This window comes from Glutamicibacter creatinolyticus, assembly GCF_006094275.1.
In the GTDB taxonomy this organism is placed as follows: Bacteria; Actinomycetota; Actinomycetes; order Actinomycetales; family Micrococcaceae; genus Glutamicibacter; species Glutamicibacter creatinolyticus.
In genome coordinates, this window is the sequence record NZ_CP034412.1 from 2,525,133 (window position 1) to 2,545,707 (window position 20,575).

The window sequence follows — 20,575 nt, forward strand, 5'->3', positions numbered from 1 at the left end:
TTCACCTACCACCTTTTCGGTTCGGGCAGCCCCACTCGGTGCCCGAACATGTACGTGCGGCCGGCAACCCGTCAGCGGATGGGTTGCCGGCCCCTTGCTATAGCCGTGCCCGGGCCGCCAGATCGGCCCGCGGGTCATCCCCGGCCGTGGCCGCGGCGAACTGCTCGATGGCCTTCTTGGCTTCATCGCTCAGGTTCTGCGGCACCATCACGTCCAGGACGATCATCAGGTCACCGGAGGCCCTGGAAGTCTTCACTCCCCGGCCCTTCAGGCGCAGCGTTCGTCCCGAGCTGGAACCGGCGGGCACCTTGACGGTGACTTCTTCGCCGTTCAGCGTCGGCACCTGGATCTTGGCCCCCAGGGCAGCTTCATCGAAGCTGACCGGAACGTGGATGCGGATGTTGTTCCCGTCGCGCTTGAAGAACGGGTGTTCACTGACCTTGACCTTCACCAGCAGGTCCCCGTTGCCCGCCGGGCCGGGCTGCCCCTTGCCGCGCACGCGCACGGACTGCCCGTCGCGGATGCCGGCGGGAATGCGCACGTCGATCACTTCGCCGCTGGGTTCACGCAGCCCGATGGTCGTGCCGTTGATCGAGCCGGCGAAGGAGATGGTGGTGCTGGCGTTGCGGTCCGCGCCCTTGCGCGGCGGTGCCTGCCGGCCGAAGCCGCCGCCAAATCCGCCGCCGCCGAAACCGCCGCCACCGCCAAAGAGGTCCGCGAACTCCGGGGGAACCTGTCCACCGCCGCGTGCCCCGCCGCCGCCCCCGAAGAGGTTGGAGAAGATGTCCTCGAAACCTGCCCCCTGGGCCCCGGCGCCGGCGCCGGAGGTGAAGCGTGCCCCGGACCCCATGGCGCGGATGGCATCGTACTGCTGGCGCTGTTCCGGTTCGGACAGTACCGAGTTCGCCTCGGAGATGTCCTTGAATTTCTGTTCGGCCGCCGCGTCCCCGGGGTTCGTATCCGGGTGGTACTTGCGTGCCAGCTTGCGGTAGGCCTTCTTGATTTCCGCGTCGTCGGCATCCTTCGAGACGCCGAGGATCGCGTAAAAGTCCTTTTCGATCCAATCCTGACTTGCCATCAGGCCTCCAACCTTTCGTCAGCCGGTTCGACACTGCCCACTGTCGATTCTCGGCAGTGGGCAGTGTCGATGTGTTATTTGTCGGCGACTACTCGCCGGTGGATACCATCACCTGGGCGGCGCGCAGGATGCGCTCCCCCTTCTTGTATCCAATACGCAGGATCTGTCCCACATGGTCGGCGTCGATCCCCTCAACCGGCTGACGCAGCAGCGCCTCGTGGACGTTCGGGTCGAACTCCACACCCGCCTGGTCGATACGCTCCAGTCCGTGAGACTGCAGTACCGCATCGAGCTTGTTCGCGATGGCCGCGAACGGCCCATCGGTCAAGTCCCCGTGCTTGCGTGCGGCGTCCACGTCGTCGAGCACCGGCAACAGGGTTGCCAGCACCGACTGCACCGCTTGGTCGCGCACGGCTTCACGGTCGCGCTCCACGCGCTTGCGGTAGTTCACGTACTCGGCCTGCAGCCGCAGCAGGTCGTTGCGCAGCTCGGTGACAACCTCGCCCACTTCGTCCTGCTCCGACTGTTCAGCCGATACGCCTGCCTCGTTCAGGATCGCCTCGGCCTGACCCAAAGCGTCGGCGTTCGGCTGCGCCTCGGCAGCCTCCTGCTGGTTCTCCGGCTGCTGGCCGGAGTTGGCGTTCTGGTCCTGTGCCTCGGACATGTTCCCTTACTCCCTACTTCTTGTCGTCTTCGTCTTCGTCAATGACCTCGGCGTCGACGATGTCTTCCTCGGCGTTGGGAGCTTCGCCCTCGCCTGCGGCTGCGGACTCGGCCTGGGTGTTGGCGTAGATGGCCTCGCCCAGCTTGGTCTGCGAAGCCTGCAGCTTCTCAAACGCGGCCTTGACCTCGTCGTCGTTGTCCTGCTTCTCCAGGGCGGCCTTCAGTGCATCCACATCGGCCTGGACTTCGGTCTTGACCTCTTCGGGCAGCTTGTCCTCGTTGTCCTTGATCAGCTTGTCCACCGAGTAGGCGGCCTGCTCGGCGGCGTTGCGGGTCTCGGCAGCTTCACGACGCTTCTTGTCCTCGGCTGCGTGCTCCTCGGCTTCGCGCACCATGCGCTCGATGTCATCCTTGGACAGCGAGGTGCCGCCGGTGATGGTCATCGACTGCTCGGTGCCGGTGCCCTTGTCCTTGGCCGAAACGTGCACGATGCCGTTGGCGTCGATGTCGAAGGTGACCTCAACCTGCGGGATGCCGCGCGGAGCCGGGGCAATGCCCGTCAGCTCGAAGGTACCCAGTGCCTGGTTGTCGCGGGTGAACTCGCGTTCGCCCTGGAACACCTGGATGGACACCGAAGGCTGGTTGTCCTCGGCGGTGGTGAAGGTTTCCGAGCGCTTGGTCGGGATCGCGGTGTTGCGTTCGATGAGCTTGGTCATCACGCCACCCTTGGTCTCGATGCCCAGCGACAGCGGAGTCACGTCGATCAGCAGCACGTCCTTGCGTTCGCCCTTGAGCACGCCGGCCTGCAGGGCGGCGCCCACGGCCACGACCTCATCCGGGTTCACACCCTTGTTGGCTTCCTTGCCGGCCATTTCCTTGACCAGTTCGGCCACGGCTGGCATACGGGTCGAACCACCCACCAGGATCACGTGGGCAATGTCCGACACCTTCACGCCGGCCTCGCGGATGACGTCCTGGAACGGCTTCTTGGTGCGCTCCAGCAGGTCCGCGGTCAGTTCCTGGAACTTGGCGCGCGAGAGGTGCTCATCCAGGTGCACCGGACCATCGGCGGTCACCGACAGGTACTGCAGCGAGATGTTGGTGCTGGTGGCCGAGGACAGCTCCTTCTTGGCCTGCTCAGCGGCTTCCTTCAGGCGCTGCAGGGCGATCTTGTCCTTGGACAGGTCAGCACCCTTGCTCTTGGCCTGGGCCAGCAGCCAGTCAACGATGCGCTGGTCCCAGTCGTCGCCGCCCAGGCGGTTGTCACCGGCGGTGGCGCGAACCTGAATGGTCGAGAAGTCGTCCTCGTCCTTGCCAACTTCCAGCAGCGAGACGTCGAAGGTACCGCCACCCAGGTCGAAGACCAGGATCAGTTCATCTTCCTTGCCCTTGTCCAGGCCGTAGGCCAGGGCCGCGGCGGTCGGCTCGTTGACGATGCGCAGCACGTTCAGGCCAGCGATTTCGCCGGCTTCCTTGGTGGCCTGGCGCTCGGCGTCGTTGAAGTAGGCCGGAACGGTGATGACCGCGTCGGTCACCTTTTCACCCAGGTAGGACTCGGCGTCGTTCTTCAGCTTCATCAGCGTACGGGCCGAGATTTCCTGCGGGGTGTACTTCTTGTCATCGATCTCGATGGTCCAGTCGGTGCCCATGTGGCGCTTGACCGAGGCGATGGTGCGATCGATGTTGTTCACGGCCTGGCGCTTGGCGATGTCACCGACCAGGACTTCGCCGCTCTTGGAGAAGGCGACGATCGAGGGGGTGGTGCGGTTGCCTTCAGCGTTGGCGATAACGGTCGGCTCGCCGCCTTCCAAAACGGAAACGACGGAGTTGGTGGTTCCGAGGTCGATACCTACGGCACGCGACATAATGGCTCTCCTTTGCCTTGGTTAAAACTGACTAACGCTGGGGCGTTTTACCCCGGTTGAGCGTTCCGCACTCAAGTTTACTCTCGAGCGTTTCGCTGTCAAATCAAACTTGAGTGATGGTGACTCAACTTTGCGTTCTGTCATGTTCAACGGGCCCGGAGCCACAATCATTCCCCGTGGCGAAAGATTTTTTGGAAAATTTTTTTGCCAGGCCCGTCCCCGGCTCGTTTCCCCGCCCAGCCTGCGGCCTGCCGCCTGCCCATCTACCGCCGGATCGTGGGAACCAGCACTGCACGGGACAATGGAGAACAGGGCATTGGACAATGCAATTGAGCACGAAAACCAAGAAGGGAAGCCACCGATGAAATCGAAGAACCGCTGGAAGGATCTCTCCCCCGCCCGGCGTGCGGTGCTGGTTGGCCTGGCCGCCGTACAGCTGCTGCTCCAGGGAATCGCGCTGCGCGACCTGGCCGCGCGCGGTCAGCACCGGATCAACGGCTCGAAGAAGCTGTGGGTGGCCGCAACCTTTATCAACTTCGCCGGCCCGCTGGGCTACCTGCGCTGGGGGCGCAAGCAGCCCTGAGCCGCCCGGCGGCCCAATCCGGCTCCTGCGGGGATGGCAAAGCCCGGCAACGCGATGGCGTGGCCGGGCTTTGTCGGCTGTGGTCCCAGCCGTGGATCTTCCGTTGTGCGCTGCGCCGGACCCATCTGGACCTGGCGCGTGCGGCCGGTGAACTACCGGGAATTAGTGGCCGGGCTAGTGGCGCGGCGGGGACGACGCGAGCGACTGCGGTTCGCCCCGGCGGCCGGGCGGGATTCGCTGGCCCCGCGGGTGTTGCGGCTGCGCCCACCGTCCTTGGGTGCGGACTTCTCACGGTTCGCACCGGCTTCGGGGCGTCCGGCGCCGGAGCGGCGGGTGCCCGAGGCGCGGGAGGACTCGGTCTTGCCGCGGCGGTTGCCGCCGCGGGCGCCCTGCGCCGTCTTGGGGCCCTGGCGCTTGGGCTGCTGCTTCACCGGCGCCTCGTAGGCCACCAGTTCGGCCACTTCCCCAACAACCTCGGCCACGGCCGGCGAATTACGGTCCACCTTCTCAAAGGGAACCTTCAGTCCGGCCTGCTTGAGCAGCTGGGCCACATCCCCCTGCTGGTCGGTGGTGGCGATGGTGACCACGGTGCCGTCGGAGCCGGCACGGGCGGTGCGTCCCGAGCGGTGCAGGTAGGCCTTGTGCTCTGCCGGCGGGTCAATGTGCACCACCAGCTCCACCCCGTCCACGTGCACGCCGCGGGCGGCGACGTCGGTGGCCACCAGCACCTTGGCCGAGCCGTCGGAGAACGCGGCCAGGTTGCGGTCACGGGCGTTCTGGCTCAGGTTGCCGTGCAGGTCCACGGCCGGGATGCCGGCCTTGGAAAGCCACAGCGCCATCTTCTTGGCGTGGTGCTTGGTGCGCATGAACATGATGCGCCGGCCCACACCGCTGGCCAGGGTACGCACCATCTCCTTCTTTTCCTCCGGATCCACCACGAAGACGCGGTGCTCCATGGTGTTCACGGCGGCCTTCGGCGCATCGACCGAATGCACGGTGGGGTTGTGCAGGTAGCGCTTGACCACCTTGTCCACCCCGTTGTCCAGGGTGGCGGAGAACAGCAGGTGCTGGATGCCCTGCGGGGTGCGGTCCAAGATGCGACGCACCACCGGCAGGAAACCCATGTCGGCCATGTGGTCGGCCTCGTCGAGCACCGAGACCTCGACCTCGGACAGGTCCACGATCTTCTGCCCCATCAGGTCATCCAGGCGTCCGGGGCAGGCGATGACAATGTCCACGCCCTCATTCATGGCCTTTTCCTGGCGCGACTGGGCGACCCCGCCGTAGATGACGGTGGTGCGCAGCCCGGCGGCGGCGGCCAGCGGGTCGATGGTCTTGGAAATCTGGGTGGCCAGCTCACGGGTGGGGGCCATGATCAGGGCGCGCGGGAAACGCGCGCGGCGGCGGCGCGGCTGGGCGGCCAGGCGGGCCACCACCGGCAGGGAGAAGGCCAGGGTCTTGCCCGAACCGGTCTGTCCGCGGCCCAGCACGTCCCCACCGGCCAGGGTGGAGGGCAGGGTGGCTTCCTGGATCGGGAACGGGGAGTCGATGCCCTGCTGCTGCAGGACCGAAACCAGGTTCTGGGGCACACCAAGGGCGCTGAAGGATGCTGTCATGAGACGAACTTTCTCTAGAACTCGCTGATGCGCCGCCTGTGCGGCGCACGGGATCGCCGAAAGCAGGAGAAAGTCCGCAGCCGCGAGGTGCAAAGCCGGCGGAGGGCCGGGTTCACGACGCGTGGCCGCGCGGGCGGATTCGCCCCGGGACCAGTGGGAAATCTAATCAATCGACGCATGCGCCGCGCGGGGCAACCCGGACGATTTCCGGGGCCGGCCGCCAGGGGCGCATAACGTTCAATCCTACCAGCGCCGCCTCGCCCAGACCGTGGTCTACGGCATACCGCCGGCTTCCAGGACCGAGATGTGTACCACGTTGGCCCCGGAAGCCGGGCGCCTACTTCGCCCCGTGGCGCAGCCGGCTGGGCCACCAGATGATGCGCCCGAACTCGTGGACCAGCGCCGGGACGAGCAGGGAACGCACCACCAGGGTGTCCAGCAGCACGCCGAAGGCCACGATGAAGCCCAGCTGGGCCAGGAACATGATCGGGATGACCCCCAGCGCTGCGAAGGTGGCGGCCAGTACCACTCCGGCGGAGGTGATCACCCCGCCGGTCACGGTCAGTCCGCGGCGCACGCCCTCCAGGGTGCCGTGGTGCAGGGCCTCTTCACGCACCCTGGTCATCAGGAAGATGTTGTAGTCCACGCCCAGGGCCACCAGGAACACAAAGCCGAACAGCGGCACCGCCGGGTCGGCCCCGGAGAAGTTGAACACGTGGTTGAATACCAGGGCGCTGACGCCCATGGCCGTGCCGTAGGAGAGCACCGTGGTGAGGATCAGCAGCACCGGGGCGATGATCGAGCGCAGCAGCAGCATCAGGATCACCAGGATCGCGGCCAGGATCAGCGGGATGATCTTGAACAGGTCCGCGGTGGCGGTCGCGTTCGTGTCCATCTGGGTGGCGGTGGTGCCGCCAACCAGCCCGTCCGGGTCCTGCTGGTGCACGGTGTCGCGCACCAGCTGCACGGTGTCCTTGGCCTGATCGGAGTCCGCCGCGTCGGCCAGGGTGATGGAGATCAGGGAGCGGCCCTCAACCACCTGCGGCTCGGCGCCGCGCTCGGCCATGGCCGGGCCGCCGTCCTCGGCCTGCAGGTAGGCCGAATCCACGCCGTCCAGGGCGCTCACATCCTTCAGGATGGCCTCGGCATCGGCTTCGTCCACGATGGCCACCGCCGGGGAGCCGCTGCCGCCCGGGAAGTGCCGACCGAGCACCTCCTGGCCGTCACGGGCCTCGGACTGGGAGGTGACCAGGTCACTTTGCGGCACCCCGCTGGCCTGGAGCTGGGTCATGCCCAACGCGCCGGCCAGCAGCACCACGCTGGTCACGATCCACACAACACGGCTGCGCCGGTCAACGAAGGAGGCGATGCGCGCCCAAAGTCCGCCGCTGGTCTTGGCGTGCTGGGCGTGGCCGGCCGGCTTGGGGGCGAAGGGCCAGTAGGCGGCCCGGCCCAGCAGGCCCAGGGCCGCGGGCAGGAAGCTGAGGGCGGCAATGATGGAGAAGATGATGCCGCTGGCGGCGATCGGCCCCAGCGCCTTGTTGGAGTTCAGGTCGGAGAACAGCAGGCACAGCAGGCCCACGGTCACTGTACCGCCGGAGGCGATGATCGGTTCCAGGCAGCCGCGCCAGGCGGTGGCCACCGCCTGCCAGCGCGACTGGCCCTGGCTCAGCGCTTCCTTGTGCCGCGCCACCAGCAGCAGCGAGTAGTCGGTGGCCGCGCCGATCACCAGGATGGAGAGGATGCCCTGGGACTGACCATCCAGCCGAATCCAGCCGGCGTCGGCCATGTAGTAGACCACCACAATCGCCGCGCACAGGGCGACCATGGCGGTCAGCAGCACGGTGAAGGGCAGCAGCACGGAACGATAGACCAGCAGCAGGATCACCAGCACCGCGCTGAGCGCCACGCCCAGCAGCACGCCGTCGATCCCGCCGAACGCCTCGATCAGGTCGGCATTGAACCCGGCCGGGCCGGTGACGTAGCCCTCGGCGCCCTGGGGCAGGTGCCCGTTGAGCAGCGCCCGCAGGCTCTCCACCCCGTCGTCGGCCTTGACCTCACTGGAGATCGGCACCAGCAGTTCCACCGCCTTGCCATCCTCGGCCAGGAACGGCCCGGTCACCTCCCCGTCGAGGTATTCAAAGGACTTCAGCTCTTCGGCCAGGGCCGTGCCGTCCTTGGCGTCCAGCCCGTCCTGGTTGGCCACGACCACCACGGCGGGGATGGCGTCACTGGTGCGGAACTTCTCCTGCCATTCCAGGGCCCGGGTGGCCTCCGCGCTGGCCGGCAGGAATGCGGCCTGGTCGTTGCTTTGCACGTCGGACAGCTTGCCAAAGGTCGGTCCGCCGATGCCGGCGACGGCCAACCAGATGATGACCAGCACCGCGGCCAGCAGGGCGCGCAGTCCGTTTTTGGGTTTGCCGTTTGCAGGTGGTGCGCCGGTTCTCGAGGATGCCATGGCCGGTTTCCTTCGGGTCGAGGCCGCGCCGCGCCCGGTGCGCGGAGCGTGTGCCGTAGGGGTCAAACTAATTCCATCATCGAACTATATCATTGGTTATAGAATGTGCCTATGGACCCCACCCCTTCCTATGAACTCGTCCTGCAGCTGCAGCAGTTCGCCCAGGCCTCGGACCGCTACGTGGAGTCCACCGCCAGCGCCCACAGCTCGCACCGCACCGACATGAACGCGCTGGGCGTGATCATGCGCTACCAGCGCGCCGGGTCGCTGCCCTCACCCCGGGATCTGTCCCGGGAGCTACAGCTGAGCGCACCGGCCACGACCGCCATGCTCGACCGGCTGGAGCGGCTGGGCTACATTGAGCGCCGGCGCACCGATGCCGACCGGCGGGTGATCCGCATCGCCATGACCGAGCTCGCCCAATCCAGCGGTCAGGAAATGTTCGCCCCGCTGGCCCGCAAGCTGCACCAGGTCATCCAGGGCTATCCCAGCGAGCAGGTCGAACTGATCACACAATTCCTGCGCGAGGCCACCGCCGGGGTGGACGAGGTGCGCGAGGCCACCGCGTCACAAATCCCCACACGAAAACGCGCCTAGTCGCTCCGGCGATTATGCTGTTTCGGTGACTCTTCCCCTCTGGTTCTCCCTACTGGGTGCCGCGGTGGTCATCAGCTTCACCCCGGGCGCCGGGGCCATCAACACCATGAGCAACTCGATTCGGGTGGGCTGGCGCCGCTCGCTGTGGGGCATCATCGGCCAACAGCTGGCCCTGCTGATCCACGTGGCCATCGTGGCGGCCGGGGTGGGGCTGCTGGTCAGCCGTTCTCCGGTGCTCTTTGAGGTCATCCGCTATGCCGGTGCCGGCTACCTGATCTACCTCGGGGTGCGCATGCTGCTGGCTCGTCCGCAACCGGAACAGCTGCAGGACGCAGCGCCTGCCGGGCGGCTGTACATGGTGCGTCAAGGCCTGCTGGTGAATCTGCTCAATCCCAAGGCGATCGTGTTTTTCCTGGCGCTGACCCCGCAGTTCATCCGGCCCGATGCGCCCCAGCTGCCCCAGTACCTGGTGTTCATGGCCACCATTGTCCTGGTGGATGTGCTGGTGATGTTCCTGTTCTTCGCCGCCATGGCCCGCACCTTCCAACGATTTACGGCCACCGTGCGCGGCGCGCGAATCCAGAACATTGTCTTTGGCACGCTGTTCATCTTCGTTGCGGTGCTGCTGGTGCTGGCGCGCTAGTGAATTGTTGTCGATTCGTTGCGCGCGCATCGGGGCGTCACCCTCGAATGTATCGGCCAATTCACCCTAGACTTGTCTCATGTTCCGGATAATGACGGTGTGCACGGGCAACATCTGCCGCTCGCCCATGGCCGAATTCATGCTCAAGAACGCCCTGGAGGACGCGGGAATCGGCGACGTCGAGGTGTTCTCCCGGGCCGTGACCGACGGGGAGATCGGCAACCCCATTGACCAGCGCGCCGAAGCGACGCTGCGTTCCCACGGCCTGAGCGGTGAGGGACATGTGGCCAGCCAGCTCACGGCCGAGGAACTGGGATCGGTGGACCTGATCCTGGCGCTGGACACCGACCACTTTGAGGCGCTGGTCCCGGATTTGTCGAACATCGCCCAGGAGCGGCGTCCGCAGCTGCGGATGCTGCGTTCCTTTGACCCGCAGTCCGCCGCACAGCCCCACGACGCGCAGGGCATCTATGACCCCTGGTACGGGGACGCCGCGGACTTTCGTGAAACCTGGAAGATGATTGCCGCCAGCCTGCCGGCGCTGGTCGACTACGTTCGGAGCAACACCGCCTCCCGTGGAAACCGTTAAACCACTGATCATCGCCCTGGACGGGCGCTCCGGAGCGGGCAAGAGCTCACTGGCTGCGGCCCTGGCCGCGGCCTGGGGACCCGAACGGGTTTCCATCCTGCACCTGGAGGACCTGTACTACGGCTGGGATTCTCTGCAGGAAACCTGCACGCGCTATGCCGTGCTGCTGCGCCGGATCCGAGCGGGCCAGCCGGTGAGCTGGCCGCGCTGGGACTGGCAGGCCAACGCCCCGGCGGCCGAACACATCCACTTCACCCCCAGCGAGATTGTGCTCGTCGAAGGGGTGGGGGCCCTGTGCGCCGAAGCGGTACCGGAGATTGACCTGGGCATCTGGCTGCAGGCCGGGGCCACGGTACGCCGGGAACGCGCGCTGCGCCGCGACGGGGAGGTCTTCGCCCGGCACTGGGCGCGGTGGGCCGATCAGGAGCAGGACTACCTCAGCGCCGCAAACCCGGCAGCCACCGCCAACGTGCACCTGCGCTCCGATGCCCCCGACGAGGATGCTGCCCTGCACCAGCTGCGCCGGCTGGCGCGGTTCCTGCCCGCCCGGGTACGGGTCAAGCTGCCCGCCACCTGGCTGCGGGCCGCGGTGCGCCATGAGCGTGAGCTGCCGGTGCCCGGGGATGTGGCCGCCGTCTTTGAGTCGCTGGCCGAGCACTGCCGGCATGCGGCACTGCTGGAATCCACCAGCCACCGGCTGCAGGACCCGTTGGGCCGCAACCGCTATACGGTGCTGGCCCTGGCCCAGGAACCGGAGGCAGCGCTGCTTTCGGCCACCGCGCAGGGCACCGAGCTGCGTTCGGGCAACGCGATGCTCCGGCTGGGCCCCGAGTTCTTTGCCGCCCTGGGCGGGATCTGGCCCTCGGAGACCGGGCCCGGGGCGGAGCCTGACCCCGCGGCAGAGCCGCCGGCCCCGGACCCGCAGTGGGTGGGCTACCTGGGCTATGAGCTCAAGCGCGAGGTGGGTGCGGCGGATGTGGCGGCCCGGCTGCCCGATGGTTCGCTGCGCCCGGACGCGCAGTTCTTTGAACCGGACACCGTGCTGATTGTTGATCACCTGCGCGCCCGGCTGACCGTGCGCGCCCCAGGCCACCTGCTGGAGCCGACCCTGGCCCGTCTGCAGCGGCTGCAGCTCAAGGTGCGGGAGCCCGGGCCGCTGCCGGTGCCGGTGTTCAGCTGCCGCGACACCCCCGAGCAGTACCGGGACAAGGTGCGTCGGGCGCAGCACGAAATCTGGCAGGGCAACAGCTATGAGGTGTGCCTGACCACCGAACTGCGCGCCACCGTGGAGCATTTCTCCGCCTTCGAGGCGTATAGCCGGTTGCGTGAATCCTCCCCGGCCCCGTTTGCGCACTACCTGCGCCTGGGCTCCCTGGAGGTGGCCAGCATCTCCCCGGAACGCTTCGTGAGCATCTCGGGCACCGGCAAGCTGCGCGCCGAACCGATCAAGGGCACCCGTCCGCGCGGCCAGGATCCCTCCAGCGATGCGGCGCTGCGTGAGGATTTGGCCTCCCATCCCAAGGACCGGGCCGAGAACATCATGATCGTGGACCTGCTGCGCAACGACCTGTCCCACCATGCGGTGCCCGGCACGCTGTCGGTCACCCGCCTGTGCGCCATCGAAAGCTACGCCACGGTGCACCAGATGGTCTCCACCATCGACGCGCAGCTGCGAGAACCGGCGCTGGCCGCCGCGGCGCTGCGCGAGGCCTTCCCGCCCGGGTCCATGACCGGGGCACCAAAACTGTCGACCATGCACATCCTGGACCGGCTGGAGGAAAACCGGGCGCGGGGACTGTACTCCGGCGCGGTGGGCTACCTGGGCGCAGATGGCGGCGCCGACCTGGCGGTGGTGATCCGCACCCTGGTCTGCGACCGGCTTGGGGACGGGTCCTGGCAGCTGAGTCTGGGGTTGGGCGGGGCGATTACCGCGGACTCGGATCCGCAGGAGGAATGGGATGAGGTGCGCACCAAGTCGGTGGGCGTGCTCAGCGCCCTGGGGGCGCGCTTCCCGCACTAGGGCGGTGCCGCTCCTACTGCAGGGTGGCGGTCAGCCGGGCGGCGTTGTCCACCCAGCGCTGCAGCCGCGGACGCTTCTCCCACTCCTCCAGGGTCAGTTCCTTGGAGATGCTGCGGTAGTGGGCCTGCACCTGGTTGACCTGGTCCACCATCTGCGCGCCGAGCAGCATAACCGAGATCTCCATGTTCAGGCTGAAGGAGCGCATGTCCATATTCGAGGATCCCACGACCGCGACCTCGTCATCGACGGTGAAGCACTTGGCGTGCAGCACCATCGGGGCCGGGTACAGGTAGATGCGCACCCCGGCCTCCAGCAGCACCTGGTAATAGGACTGCTGGGCGTGGTGCACCAGGAACTGGTCCCCGGACTCGCATACGAACAAATCCACCTCAATGCCGCGCTGCGCGGCGGTGGTGATGGCGTAGAGCATTGAATCATCGGGCACAAAATAGGGGCTGGTGATCTTCAGGCGTTCGGAGGCCGAATAGATCAGCGTGTTGAACAGGCGCAAGTTGTTCTCATCCTCATACCCCGGCCCGCTGGGCACCACCTGTCCCACGGTCTCCCCCGGCACATCGCTGGCCGGCAGCGGGTAGCGGGCGTCGGTCAGGTCCTGCAGCACGTCATCGGTGTCGGCCTCCTGCCACCAGTCGGTGGCGAAGACCACGTCCAGGGAACGCACCAGCGGGCCGCGCACCTGGATCATCAGCTCCACCCATTCGCGCCCCACCTTGTGCGAGCTGAGCCGCTTGTAGCCCGGCTCGATCAGGTTTTGGCTGCCGGTGAAGGCCACTTCCCCGTCCACCACCAGGATCTTGCGGTGATTGCGCAGATCCGGGCGGCGCCAGCGGCGCCGGAACGGGGCCACCGGCAGCATCCGCTTCCATTCGATGCCCGAATCCTTCAGCCGCCGCTTCAGCTGCCCGTACCCGGCCACCCGGGCGGTGCCCAGGTGGTCAAACAGCAGGCGCACCACCACCCCGCGCTTGACCGCGGCCTCCAGGGAATCCAGGACCGGGCCGACGAAGTCCGGGTCATCGCCCATGATGTAGAACTGGATGTGCACGAATGTCGTGGCCTTGTCGATCTCCCGGCGCATTGCCTCCAGCGAGGCACGGTAATCGGAGATCACCTCCACCTCGTTCCCGCCCTCCAGCGGCAGCGCCCCCAGGGTGCGGTTGAGCACCGCGGCGGACTCAATCCATTCCTCATCACTGTGGAATTCGACCGGCGAATCCATGTGCGAGGTGGCCTGCAGGATTGCCTCATTGGCGCGGCGCTGCTTCTCCAGGCGCCGGCGGGAGAGGCGCGGGTTGGCAAAGAGCAGGTAGAGGATCAGCCCCACGACCGGGATGAAGAAGATCGCCAGCAGCCAGGCCATGGCGGTGGTGGGCCGGCGGTTGCCCGGAACCACTCCAATCATCACGATACGCACCACGATGTCGAAGGTCACCGCCAGCGCCCAGACCGTCGGGCCCAGCTCCCGCAGGAAGTTCTCACCTAGCATCATGCGGCCAACTCCTGCCCTCGTGCTTTCCACCGGGGCGTCTTTCCCGCGGTCATCGTGCGTTTTGCCTATCGCTAGACTACCCAATTCCCCGGTTCAAGGCGGTGTCGGTTGCGGCGAGTTATCCGAAGCACCGGCGGGATTCGATAATCTAGTACCTATGAGTTCATTGGTTTTCCTCGATCCGTCCTATCCGGCCGGTCGACTGGCGGACATTAACGCGCCGCAACTGCCCGTGACCGCCCAGGGTGTTTCCCGTGGTGACGGTATCTTCGAATCGATGCTCTACAAGCACCAGAGCGTGCGCAAGATCGACGCGCACCTGGCCCGCCTGCAGTCCTCGGCCCAGCTGTGCGACCTGGAGATCCCCGACCAGATCCAGTGGCGTGCGGCCATTGACACCGCCATCGCGGACTTTGATGCCACCGGCGGGGCCGATGAGGCCGTGGTGAAGCTGGTGGCCGCCCGCGGGGACGCGGACAGCGACCCGGCCCTGTGCTGGGTGACCGTTACCCCGGCCCCGACGCTGGGCCAGGCCCAGCGGGATTCGGGTGTGGACGTGCTGCTGCTGGATCGCGGCTATGATTCGAAAATCGCCGAACGCGCGCCCTGGCTGCTGATGGGAGCCAAGACGCTGTCCTACGCGGTGAACATGGCGGCCCTGCGCTACGCGCGGGCCCATGGTGCCCATGATGTCATCTTCACCTCCTCCGACGGTGCGGTGCTGGAGGGCCCGACCTCCACCGTGCTGATGGCCCAGCGTGATGGGCAGACCAAGCGCCTGCTCACCCCGCTGCTGGAAACCGGGATCCTGCCGGGCACCACCCAGGCGGCGATCTTCGCTGCCGCCGCGGAGGCCGGCTGGGAGTTGGGGTATGGTCCGCTGCGTCCCGAGGACCTCTACCAGGCCGACGTGCTGTGGCTGGTTTCCTCGGTGCGCCTGCTCACCCCGGTGAATTCGCTGGACGCCAAGCCGCTGCGCTTCGACGCCGAACTGCACGCGGAGCTGAGCGAACTGGCCGATCACCTGGCCTAACCGAGCACGCAAAAACGGGGGGAGCAGTCCATGGACCGCTCCCCCCGTTCTTGGTGCGCTATCCCCAGACCAGGCTCCAGGTCCCGGCCAGCACGGCGGCGGCCACCGCCAGCGCCCCCACCGCGAGCCCGGCACCGATCACCAGCACGTCACGCCCCCCGAAGTCCGGGGTGCGCAGCCAGCTGCGCCGCCCGGCGCCGAAGCCCTTGGCTTCCATGGTGATGGCCAGTCGCCCGGCCCGGCGGATCGCCTGCACCAGCAGGGCCAGCACCTGCCCCAGGTTCGCGCGCAGGCGCTGGGCCGGGGACCCGAAGTTCCCCACCCCGCGCGCCCGGCGGGCCAGGGTCAGGGTGGTGAACTCCTCCACCAGCAGGCCCAGCAGCCGCATCCCGGCCAGCGCCCCGAGCACGAAGCGGTGCGGCACGCGCAGCTGCTGGGACAGGGCCGAGCCCAGGTCGGAGGGGTTGGTGGTGCTCAGCAGCAGCACCATCGGCACGGCCATCGCCATGGCGCGCATGCCGGTGGCGATGCCCCCGGCCAGGGAGCCCTCGGTGATGGTGAAGACCCCCAGGTCCAGCAGCAGCGCCCCGGAATCCTCCCCGACCAGGCTGATCCCCCAGGCGGCGGTCAGCCCGGCCAGCAGCAGCGGCCAGGCGCGCAGCAGGAAACGTGGGATGCTCAGCCGCGCCAGCGGCAGCATCAGCAGGGTCGCGGTGATCACCACCAGGCCCGAGACCCAGTCAATGGTGGCCACCAGCGGGATGGTGGTGGCCACGATCGCCGCCAGCTTCGCCAGCGGGTTGCGCCGGGCCAGCCAGCTGTCGCCCACCGCGGATCCCAGCAGCGGGTCCGGCCCGGCGGCCTCGGCCCGCGGGGCGGGGGCCTGCAGCTCGAGTTCCCGGGCGCCCAACGCCCGGGCGAAGTGCCCGTCGTGGGTCACCGCGATCACGGCGGTGCCCTGCTCAATCACCTCGATGAGCAGCTCGGCCACCTCCCGCCAGGTGTTCGCGTCCTGCCCGAAGGTCGGCTCATCCAGGATCAGCACGTCCGGGCTGGCGGCCAACACCGTGGCCACCGAGAGCCGACGCTTCTCCCCGCCCGAGAGCGTGTACGGGTTCGCCTCGGCCAGGTGGTCCAACCGCAGCCGGGTCAGCAGCGCGGCGGTGCGTTCGGCGATCTGCTGTTCATCAAGCCCGGTGCCGCCCTGCCCATCCCGTTCCCCCTTCGCCCGGCGCGGCCCGTAGGCCAGCTCGTCGGCAACGCTCTGGGTGACAAACTGGTGTTCGGGTTCCTGGAAGACCGTGCCGATGCGGGCCACCAGCTGCCCGGCCCGCCAGAGGAACGGCTTGTCCCCCGCCTCACCGGCCAACAGTTCAGTGGCGTGCAACCGGCCGCTGGCCGGCTCCAGCAGCCCGCCCAGGGTCAGCGCCAGGGTCGACTTGCCCACCCCGTTCGCGCCGCGGATCACCAGTGCGCCGCCGGCGGGCAGTTCCAGGTCCACCGCCGCGGTCAACGGGGCCTTCTTTGAACGCCTGGCCTGCAGCGCGCTGGCCCGCAGCAGGCCACCGCCCGGGCTGGTGCGTGGGGTACGGGTGTGCGGGACGTAGCCGGGCACCCAGATCCCGGCCTCGGCCAGCTCCCGGCGCAGCGGCTGGTCGCTCAGCAGCGCCTGCGGGGCCACGTCGTGGCTGATCCCGCCGCCGGGCTCCAGCACCAGCACCCGGTCCACGTGTTCCACCCAGGTCTCCACCCGGTGCTCGACCACGATCAGGGTCGCTGCCGTGCGCTCGGCGGCGTTGAGCACCGCGTCGCGTACCCCCAACGCGCCCTCCGGGTCAATGTTGGCGGTGGGTTCATCCAGCAGCATCAGCCCCGGGCGCATGGCCAGGATCCCGGCCAGGGCCAGGCGCTGCTTCTGTCCCCCGGACAGCTGCTGGGTGGGGTGTTCCGGCGCCAGCTGGCCCAACCCGACCGCCTCCAGTGCCAGGGGAATGCGCCGGGAAATCTCCTGCGGGTCCACCCCGAGGTTTTCCGCCCCGAAGGCCACGTCGTCCTCCACCCGGGCCTGCACGATCTGGGTTTCCGGGTCCTGCTGCATCAGGCCCACACCCTGGCGCGGCCCGAACGCGTCCTGCTCCCCCACCAGCAGCTGCCCGGTGCACCCGGCCAGCTCGGAAACGTCCAGGACCCCGGCCATGGCGTGCAGCAGCGTGGATTTGCCCGCGCCGCTGGGTCCCAGCAGCAGCACCCGCTGCCCGGCCGGAACCTCCAGATCCAGGGCGTGCAGGGCCGGTTGCTGACGGTCGGCGTGCTTCCAGCCGAACCCGCGCGCGCTCACGGACAGGGCACCGGATTCCAGCTGGGGCAGCGCGGCGTGGTTCGTGATGCCGGCGGTCATTGCTTCGCCCGCCCAAAGACCGGTTCACGGTTCGCCCTGCGGCTGGGCAGCGCGGAAAGCGCCCCGGTGGCCGCCAGCGCGCGGGTGGCGAAGTAGGACAGGATGCCGGCAATCACCAGGCCGGAGAGGCTCATCGCCGCCACGTGGAAAAGCTTCATGCCCGCGGTGTATTCCGCATAGTAGGCCATCAGGTAGGCCTCGCTTAGCGCACCGAACAGTCCGGCGCCCAACCCCGCCAGCATCGCCACCCCAAGGCTCCACACCCGGTAGCGGAAGAGCGCGAACACCACCTCGGCGCCCAGCCCCTGGACAATGCCGGAAACCAGCACGGTGATGCCCCACTGCGAGCCCAGCAGCGCGGAGATCACAGCGGCCAGCAGTTCACAGTACAGGGCGGCGCCGGGCTTGCGGATGATCAGGGCCCCGAGCACTGCCGGGAAGAGCCACATCCCGGCCACGAAGGCGCTAGCCGGCGGGAAGGCCACAAAGGCCAGGGAAATGAAGCCGTAACCGGCGTTCCAGCCCCAGAACACCACGCCCGAAGCCACGGCGATCACCGAGGCGACGACGATGTCGGCGACCTTCCACGAGCTGCTGGCCCGCAACGGTGTTGTTGTCACTTGAATATCCTCCTGAATCAGGAGGGGAGCATGTATGCGAACCGGGGCGCGTCCCCGGGGGCATACCTGAGATTCTCGACTTCCTTCGCCGGTACTAGCCGGGGCAGGTTCGAGGGTCTGCGATCTATCGCACTCTCAGCGTCTTTTACCCTTACGCCTGCCGTGACGCGCCTGGCGGCACGGCAGCGGGCTGGTATGACGCTCCCCTGTCGGTTTATGTCTGCGTTGCCACCATACCCCAGGATGCCGGTCGGGCAGAACCCGCACCGGCGACCGGTTTGAGGCGGACGTCATATTGCTCTTGCTCCCGCCGCCAGGCGCCGCCTAGCGGGAGCGGGTGAGCACCGGTTCCCGGTGGGCCCGGCGGCTGGGCAGGGAGGCCAAGGCACCGGTGTTGGCCAGCATGCGGGTGAGGAAGAACGAGCAGATCCCGGCGATCAGCAACCCGGAGACGCTCATCGCCGCCACATGAAACAGCTTCATCCCGGGGGTATAGTGCACGAAGTGGGCGGTGATGTACGCACCGTTGAGGGCGCTAAGGAAGCCGGAGCAGAAACCGGCCAGCATGGCGGCGGACAGGTTCCACACCCGGTAACGCAAGAGCGCGAACACCAGCTCGGCGCCCAGCCCCTGCAGCAGCCCGGAGACCAGCACCGTCAGTCCCCAGTGGGTGCCCAGCAGGGCCTCGATGATGGCGGCCAGCAGTTCGCAGTACAGTGCCGCACCGGGCTTGCGAATGATCAACGCCCCGAGGACCGCGGGGAACAGCCACATGCCCGAGAGCAGCGCGCTGGCCGGCGGGAACGCGGCGAAGGCCAGCGTCACGAAACCGTAACTGGCGCTCCACGCCCAGAACACCACGCCCGAAGCCACGGCGATGACCGAGGCGATCACGATGTCCGCGACCTTCCATGAGGTGCCGCCGGTTCGCTTGGTTGTTGCCATTTTCTTCCATCCTCCTGGTTCAGGAGGGGAGCACATGCGGATGCGCAGGGAGCTGTCCCTGCCGCACATCTGAGATTCTCGACTTCCTTCGCCGGTACTAGCCGGAGCAGGTTCGAGGGTCTGCGATCTATCGCACTCTCAGCGTCTTCCACCGGTCCCGGCCACCGGCGTTTGCTGCGCGGTGAGCCTCGGGGACGGTATGACGCTCCCCTGTCGTTTCTTGTCAGCAGATTGCCCCGGCGATCCGTGGATCACCCGATGCCATGTCTGCGATGCCACCATAGCTCAGGATATGCTTTCGATAGAAAGAGAAGTCCCCATGCGAACAGGAGCGCGAAGAATGAAACCAATGATGAAGCTGCTCGCCACCGGCATTTCCCTGGGAGCCGGGTTTGTCGGCAGCAAGCTGGTGGACCGCCTGTGGAAGGGATTCACCGGCAATGATGCCCCGCGCCACGGCCAGGAAGCCGAAGCCGAAGCCTCGATGCGCCAGGCCCTGGCGTTCGCCGTCTTCTCCTCCGTGGTGGCCGCAATCATCCAGGTCCTCACCGACCGCGGCACCCGCAAGGCGTTGGCCAAGCTGAACAAGTAGTTCCCCGGCGTTTGCGCCGTGGACAGGCAGGGCCTCGGAGCACCGTGATGCGGTGCTCCGAGGCCCTTGTTCGTGGTGCCGGCAGTGGCGCTAGTCCTTGTTCTGGCGGCTGGCGTTCTCCACCACGGTGCGCAGTTCATCGCTGTACAGCGTTTCGCGCTTCACGTGCTTGGTGCGGTACCCGGAACGGCCAATCATGTGCGCGGAGACCGGTGCGGTTAGCAGCTGCACGCCCCAGGCCAGGGCGAGCACCGGCACCACCTGCCAGGAGCGCAGGTGGATGGCCAGCCCGATGAACAGCAGCAGGAAGCCAAGCACCTGGGGCTTGGTGGCCGCATGCATCCGGGTGAGCAGGTCGGGGAAGGTCAACAGGCCTATGCCGGCGATCAATGACATCAGCGAGCCGACGATCATGCAGCCGGCGGCCACAATTTCCAGGAACTGATCCATCACGCATTCCTCTGGTCGGAAACGAACCGGGAGACGGTGACCGAGCTGATGAAGCCGATGGCGCAGGCGATCACCACGAACAGGATGTGGTTGGTGTGCCGGTTCAGGTACATTTCCAGGCACAGGGCGGCGGAGATGATCAGCAGCATCACATCCAGGGCCAGCACCCGGTCCAGGATGGAGGGTCCGCGGGCGACCCGGATCAGGCAGGCCACCGCACCCACCGAGAGCAGCACTCCGCTGATTCCCACGATGATATAGCTCAACGCTTTGCCTCCTTGGCCTTCTGGCGGGCGCGCTGGGCGATGTCCTTGCGCACCTGCTTGACGTACTCGTACTCGTCGTGGCTGCCGATGGCCATGATCACCCGCCGTTCGATTTCATGGATCTTCGCCCGGGAGCGGGCGACCTTGATGGCGTTGGAGGCGTTGAGGTAATGCAGGTACAGGGTGGAGCTGCGCCGGTCCACCTCCACCACGAACGATCCGGGGATCAGGGTCAGCACGTGCCCGACCGTGGTGACGATCAGGTCCGAGTCGGTGTGCAGGCGCACCGCAATGATGGAGCTGCGGGTCTTCTGGCGCCGGAAAAGCGCCAGGTAGGAAACCTCCAGGCTGGCCGCCACCACCTGCATGATGAACCAGCCCAGCAGCAGGAAGCAGTACCACGGGTTGATGCGCCCCGACAGGCGCACCGGGGGCAGCGGGAACAAGGCGACCAGCAGCAGGGACAGCAGCGCCCCCACGATTAGGGTTCCGGGGGTGAAGTCCTGCCACAGCGCGCCCCAGACCAGGGTCATGAACAGCAGCAGCGGCCACTCCTGGCGCAGTGTGGCGCGGTTGCGCTGGCCCGAGGCCTCATCCAGCGCGTCGGCGATGCGCTGGTCGCGTGGCTCGTCAATACGTTTTGGCATGT

General features: G+C 67.3%; 19 protein-coding genes and 2 riboswitches. Of the genes, 7 read left to right on the top strand and 12 right to left on the bottom strand.

Annotation, left to right across the window (positions count from 1 at the left end):
- Nucleotides 1-97 precede the first annotated feature (97 nt).
- The 3 genes from GcLGCM259_RS11620 to dnaK form a co-directional block, all read right to left on the bottom strand.
- On the bottom strand, nucleotides 98-1,078 hold the full coding sequence (locus GcLGCM259_RS11620; protein ID WP_138926680.1) for a DnaJ C-terminal domain-containing protein: 981 nt from the start codon (nucleotides 1,076-1,078) through the stop codon (nucleotides 98-100).
- An 88-nt stretch (nucleotides 1,079-1,166) separates the two neighbouring features.
- Nucleotides 1,167-1,742: a nucleotide exchange factor GrpE gene (locus GcLGCM259_RS11625; RefSeq protein WP_138176779.1), complete on the bottom strand. Its 576-nt coding sequence runs from the start codon at nucleotides 1,740-1,742 to the stop codon at nucleotides 1,167-1,169.
- Nucleotides 1,743-1,755: 13 nt separating this feature from the next.
- Nucleotides 1,756-3,606, bottom strand: coding sequence for a molecular chaperone DnaK (gene dnaK / locus GcLGCM259_RS11630; protein ID WP_138926681.1), 1,851 nt, complete (start codon nucleotides 3,604-3,606; stop codon nucleotides 1,756-1,758).
- 361 nt (nucleotides 3,607-3,967) lie between these two features.
- Between dnaK and GcLGCM259_RS11635 the strand changes: the two genes are divergently transcribed.
- Nucleotides 3,968-4,189: a hypothetical protein gene (locus GcLGCM259_RS11635; protein WP_138926682.1), complete on the top strand. Its 222-nt coding sequence runs from the start codon at nucleotides 3,968-3,970 to the stop codon at nucleotides 4,187-4,189.
- A 152-nt stretch (nucleotides 4,190-4,341) separates the two neighbouring features.
- Here GcLGCM259_RS11635 and GcLGCM259_RS11640 read toward each other — a convergent pair whose 3' ends face one another.
- Both GcLGCM259_RS11640 and GcLGCM259_RS11645 read right to left on the bottom strand, forming a co-directional pair.
- Nucleotides 4,342-5,805, bottom strand: coding sequence for a DEAD/DEAH box helicase (locus tag GcLGCM259_RS11640; RefSeq protein WP_138926683.1), 1,464 nt, complete (start codon nucleotides 5,803-5,805; stop codon nucleotides 4,342-4,344).
- 337 nt (nucleotides 5,806-6,142) lie between these two features.
- Nucleotides 6,143-8,263, bottom strand: coding sequence for an MMPL family transporter (locus tag GcLGCM259_RS11645; RefSeq protein ID WP_138926684.1), 2,121 nt, complete (start codon nucleotides 8,261-8,263; stop codon nucleotides 6,143-6,145).
- A gap of 111 nt (nucleotides 8,264-8,374) precedes the next feature.
- Here GcLGCM259_RS11645 and GcLGCM259_RS11650 point away from each other — a divergent pair, with 111 nt between their 5' ends.
- From GcLGCM259_RS11650 to GcLGCM259_RS11665, 4 genes are all read left to right on the top strand, one after another.
- Nucleotides 8,375-8,860: a MarR family winged helix-turn-helix transcriptional regulator gene (locus tag GcLGCM259_RS11650; RefSeq protein WP_138176764.1), complete on the top strand. Its 486-nt coding sequence runs from the start codon at nucleotides 8,375-8,377 to the stop codon at nucleotides 8,858-8,860.
- Nucleotides 8,861-8,885: 25 nt separating this feature from the next.
- Complete coding sequence (locus GcLGCM259_RS11655) at nucleotides 8,886-9,503, top strand: LysE family transporter (protein ID WP_138926685.1); 618 nt, start codon at nucleotides 8,886-8,888, stop codon at nucleotides 9,501-9,503.
- 79 nt (nucleotides 9,504-9,582) lie between these two features.
- Entirely contained in the window at nucleotides 9,583-10,092 is a 510-nt protein-coding gene (locus GcLGCM259_RS11660; RefSeq protein ID WP_138926686.1) for a low molecular weight protein-tyrosine-phosphatase, read from the top strand.
- Nucleotides 10,079-12,112, top strand: coding sequence for a chorismate-binding protein (locus GcLGCM259_RS11665; protein ID WP_138926687.1), 2,034 nt, complete (start codon nucleotides 10,079-10,081; stop codon nucleotides 12,110-12,112). The genes GcLGCM259_RS11660 and GcLGCM259_RS11665 overlap by 14 nt, the downstream gene beginning before the upstream one ends.
- A 13-nt stretch (nucleotides 12,113-12,125) precedes the next feature.
- Here the strand turns inward: GcLGCM259_RS11665 and cls are convergent, their stop codons facing one another.
- Nucleotides 12,126-13,619 (bottom strand): cardiolipin synthase, encoded by a 1,494-nt coding sequence (gene cls / locus GcLGCM259_RS11670; protein WP_138927247.1) that lies wholly within the window; start codon nucleotides 13,617-13,619, stop codon nucleotides 12,126-12,128.
- Between the two features lie 160 nt (nucleotides 13,620-13,779).
- On the opposite strand from cls, the gene GcLGCM259_RS11675 reads away from it, so the two are divergent.
- Nucleotides 13,780-14,655 (top strand): aminodeoxychorismate lyase, encoded by an 876-nt coding sequence (locus GcLGCM259_RS11675; protein WP_138926688.1) that lies wholly within the window; start codon nucleotides 13,780-13,782, stop codon nucleotides 14,653-14,655.
- Nucleotides 14,656-14,713: 58 nt separating this feature from the next.
- Here GcLGCM259_RS11675 and GcLGCM259_RS15775 read toward each other — a convergent pair whose 3' ends face one another.
- The 3 genes from GcLGCM259_RS15775 to GcLGCM259_RS11690 form a co-directional block, all read right to left on the bottom strand.
- Nucleotides 14,714-17,053 carry an ATP-binding cassette domain-containing protein gene (locus GcLGCM259_RS15775; RefSeq protein WP_138926689.1) on the bottom strand — a complete coding sequence of 780 codons (2,340 nt, stop codon included), beginning with the start codon at nucleotides 17,051-17,053 and terminating at the stop codon, nucleotides 14,714-14,716.
- Nucleotides 17,050-17,673 carry an ECF transporter S component gene (locus tag GcLGCM259_RS11685; protein WP_138176746.1) on the bottom strand — a complete coding sequence of 208 codons (624 nt, stop codon included), beginning with the start codon at nucleotides 17,671-17,673 and terminating at the stop codon, nucleotides 17,050-17,052. The genes GcLGCM259_RS15775 and GcLGCM259_RS11685 overlap by 4 nt, the downstream gene beginning before the upstream one ends.
- 63 nt (nucleotides 17,674-17,736) lie before the next feature.
- Nucleotides 17,737-17,891: riboswitch (TPP riboswitch) on the bottom strand.
- A gap of 106 nt (nucleotides 17,892-17,997) precedes the next feature.
- Complete coding sequence (locus GcLGCM259_RS11690; RefSeq protein ID WP_138926690.1) at nucleotides 17,998-18,618, bottom strand: ECF transporter S component; 621 nt, start codon at nucleotides 18,616-18,618, stop codon at nucleotides 17,998-18,000.
- A 66-nt stretch (nucleotides 18,619-18,684) separates the two neighbouring features.
- Nucleotides 18,685-18,840, bottom strand: a riboswitch (TPP riboswitch).
- Between the two features lie 118 nt (nucleotides 18,841-18,958).
- On the opposite strand from GcLGCM259_RS11690, the gene GcLGCM259_RS11695 reads away from it, so the two are divergent.
- A complete protein-coding gene (locus tag GcLGCM259_RS11695; RefSeq protein ID WP_054821138.1) occupies nucleotides 18,959-19,210 on the top strand; it encodes a DUF4235 domain-containing protein in 252 nt (83 codons plus the stop codon).
- Between the two features lie 90 nt (nucleotides 19,211-19,300).
- Here GcLGCM259_RS11695 and mnhG read toward each other — a convergent pair whose 3' ends face one another.
- The 3 genes from mnhG to GcLGCM259_RS11710 are packed head-to-tail and all read right to left on the bottom strand — an operon-like array spanning nucleotide 19,301 to nucleotide 20,573.
- A complete protein-coding gene (gene mnhG, locus GcLGCM259_RS11700; protein ID WP_054821139.1) occupies nucleotides 19,301-19,660 on the bottom strand; it encodes a monovalent cation/H(+) antiporter subunit G in 360 nt (119 codons plus the stop codon).
- On the bottom strand, nucleotides 19,660-19,926 hold the full coding sequence (locus tag GcLGCM259_RS11705; protein ID WP_138176739.1) for an MrpF/PhaF family protein: 267 nt from the start codon (nucleotides 19,924-19,926) through the stop codon (nucleotides 19,660-19,662). The genes mnhG and GcLGCM259_RS11705 overlap by 1 nt, the downstream gene beginning before the upstream one ends.
- The gene (locus GcLGCM259_RS11710; RefSeq protein ID WP_138176736.1) at nucleotides 19,923-20,573 is read right to left on the bottom strand and encodes a Na+/H+ antiporter subunit E; all 651 of its coding nucleotides are present in this window, start codon (nucleotides 20,571-20,573) and stop codon (nucleotides 19,923-19,925) included. The genes GcLGCM259_RS11705 and GcLGCM259_RS11710 overlap by 4 nt, the downstream gene beginning before the upstream one ends.
- Nucleotides 20,574-20,575: the final 2 nt, after the last annotated feature.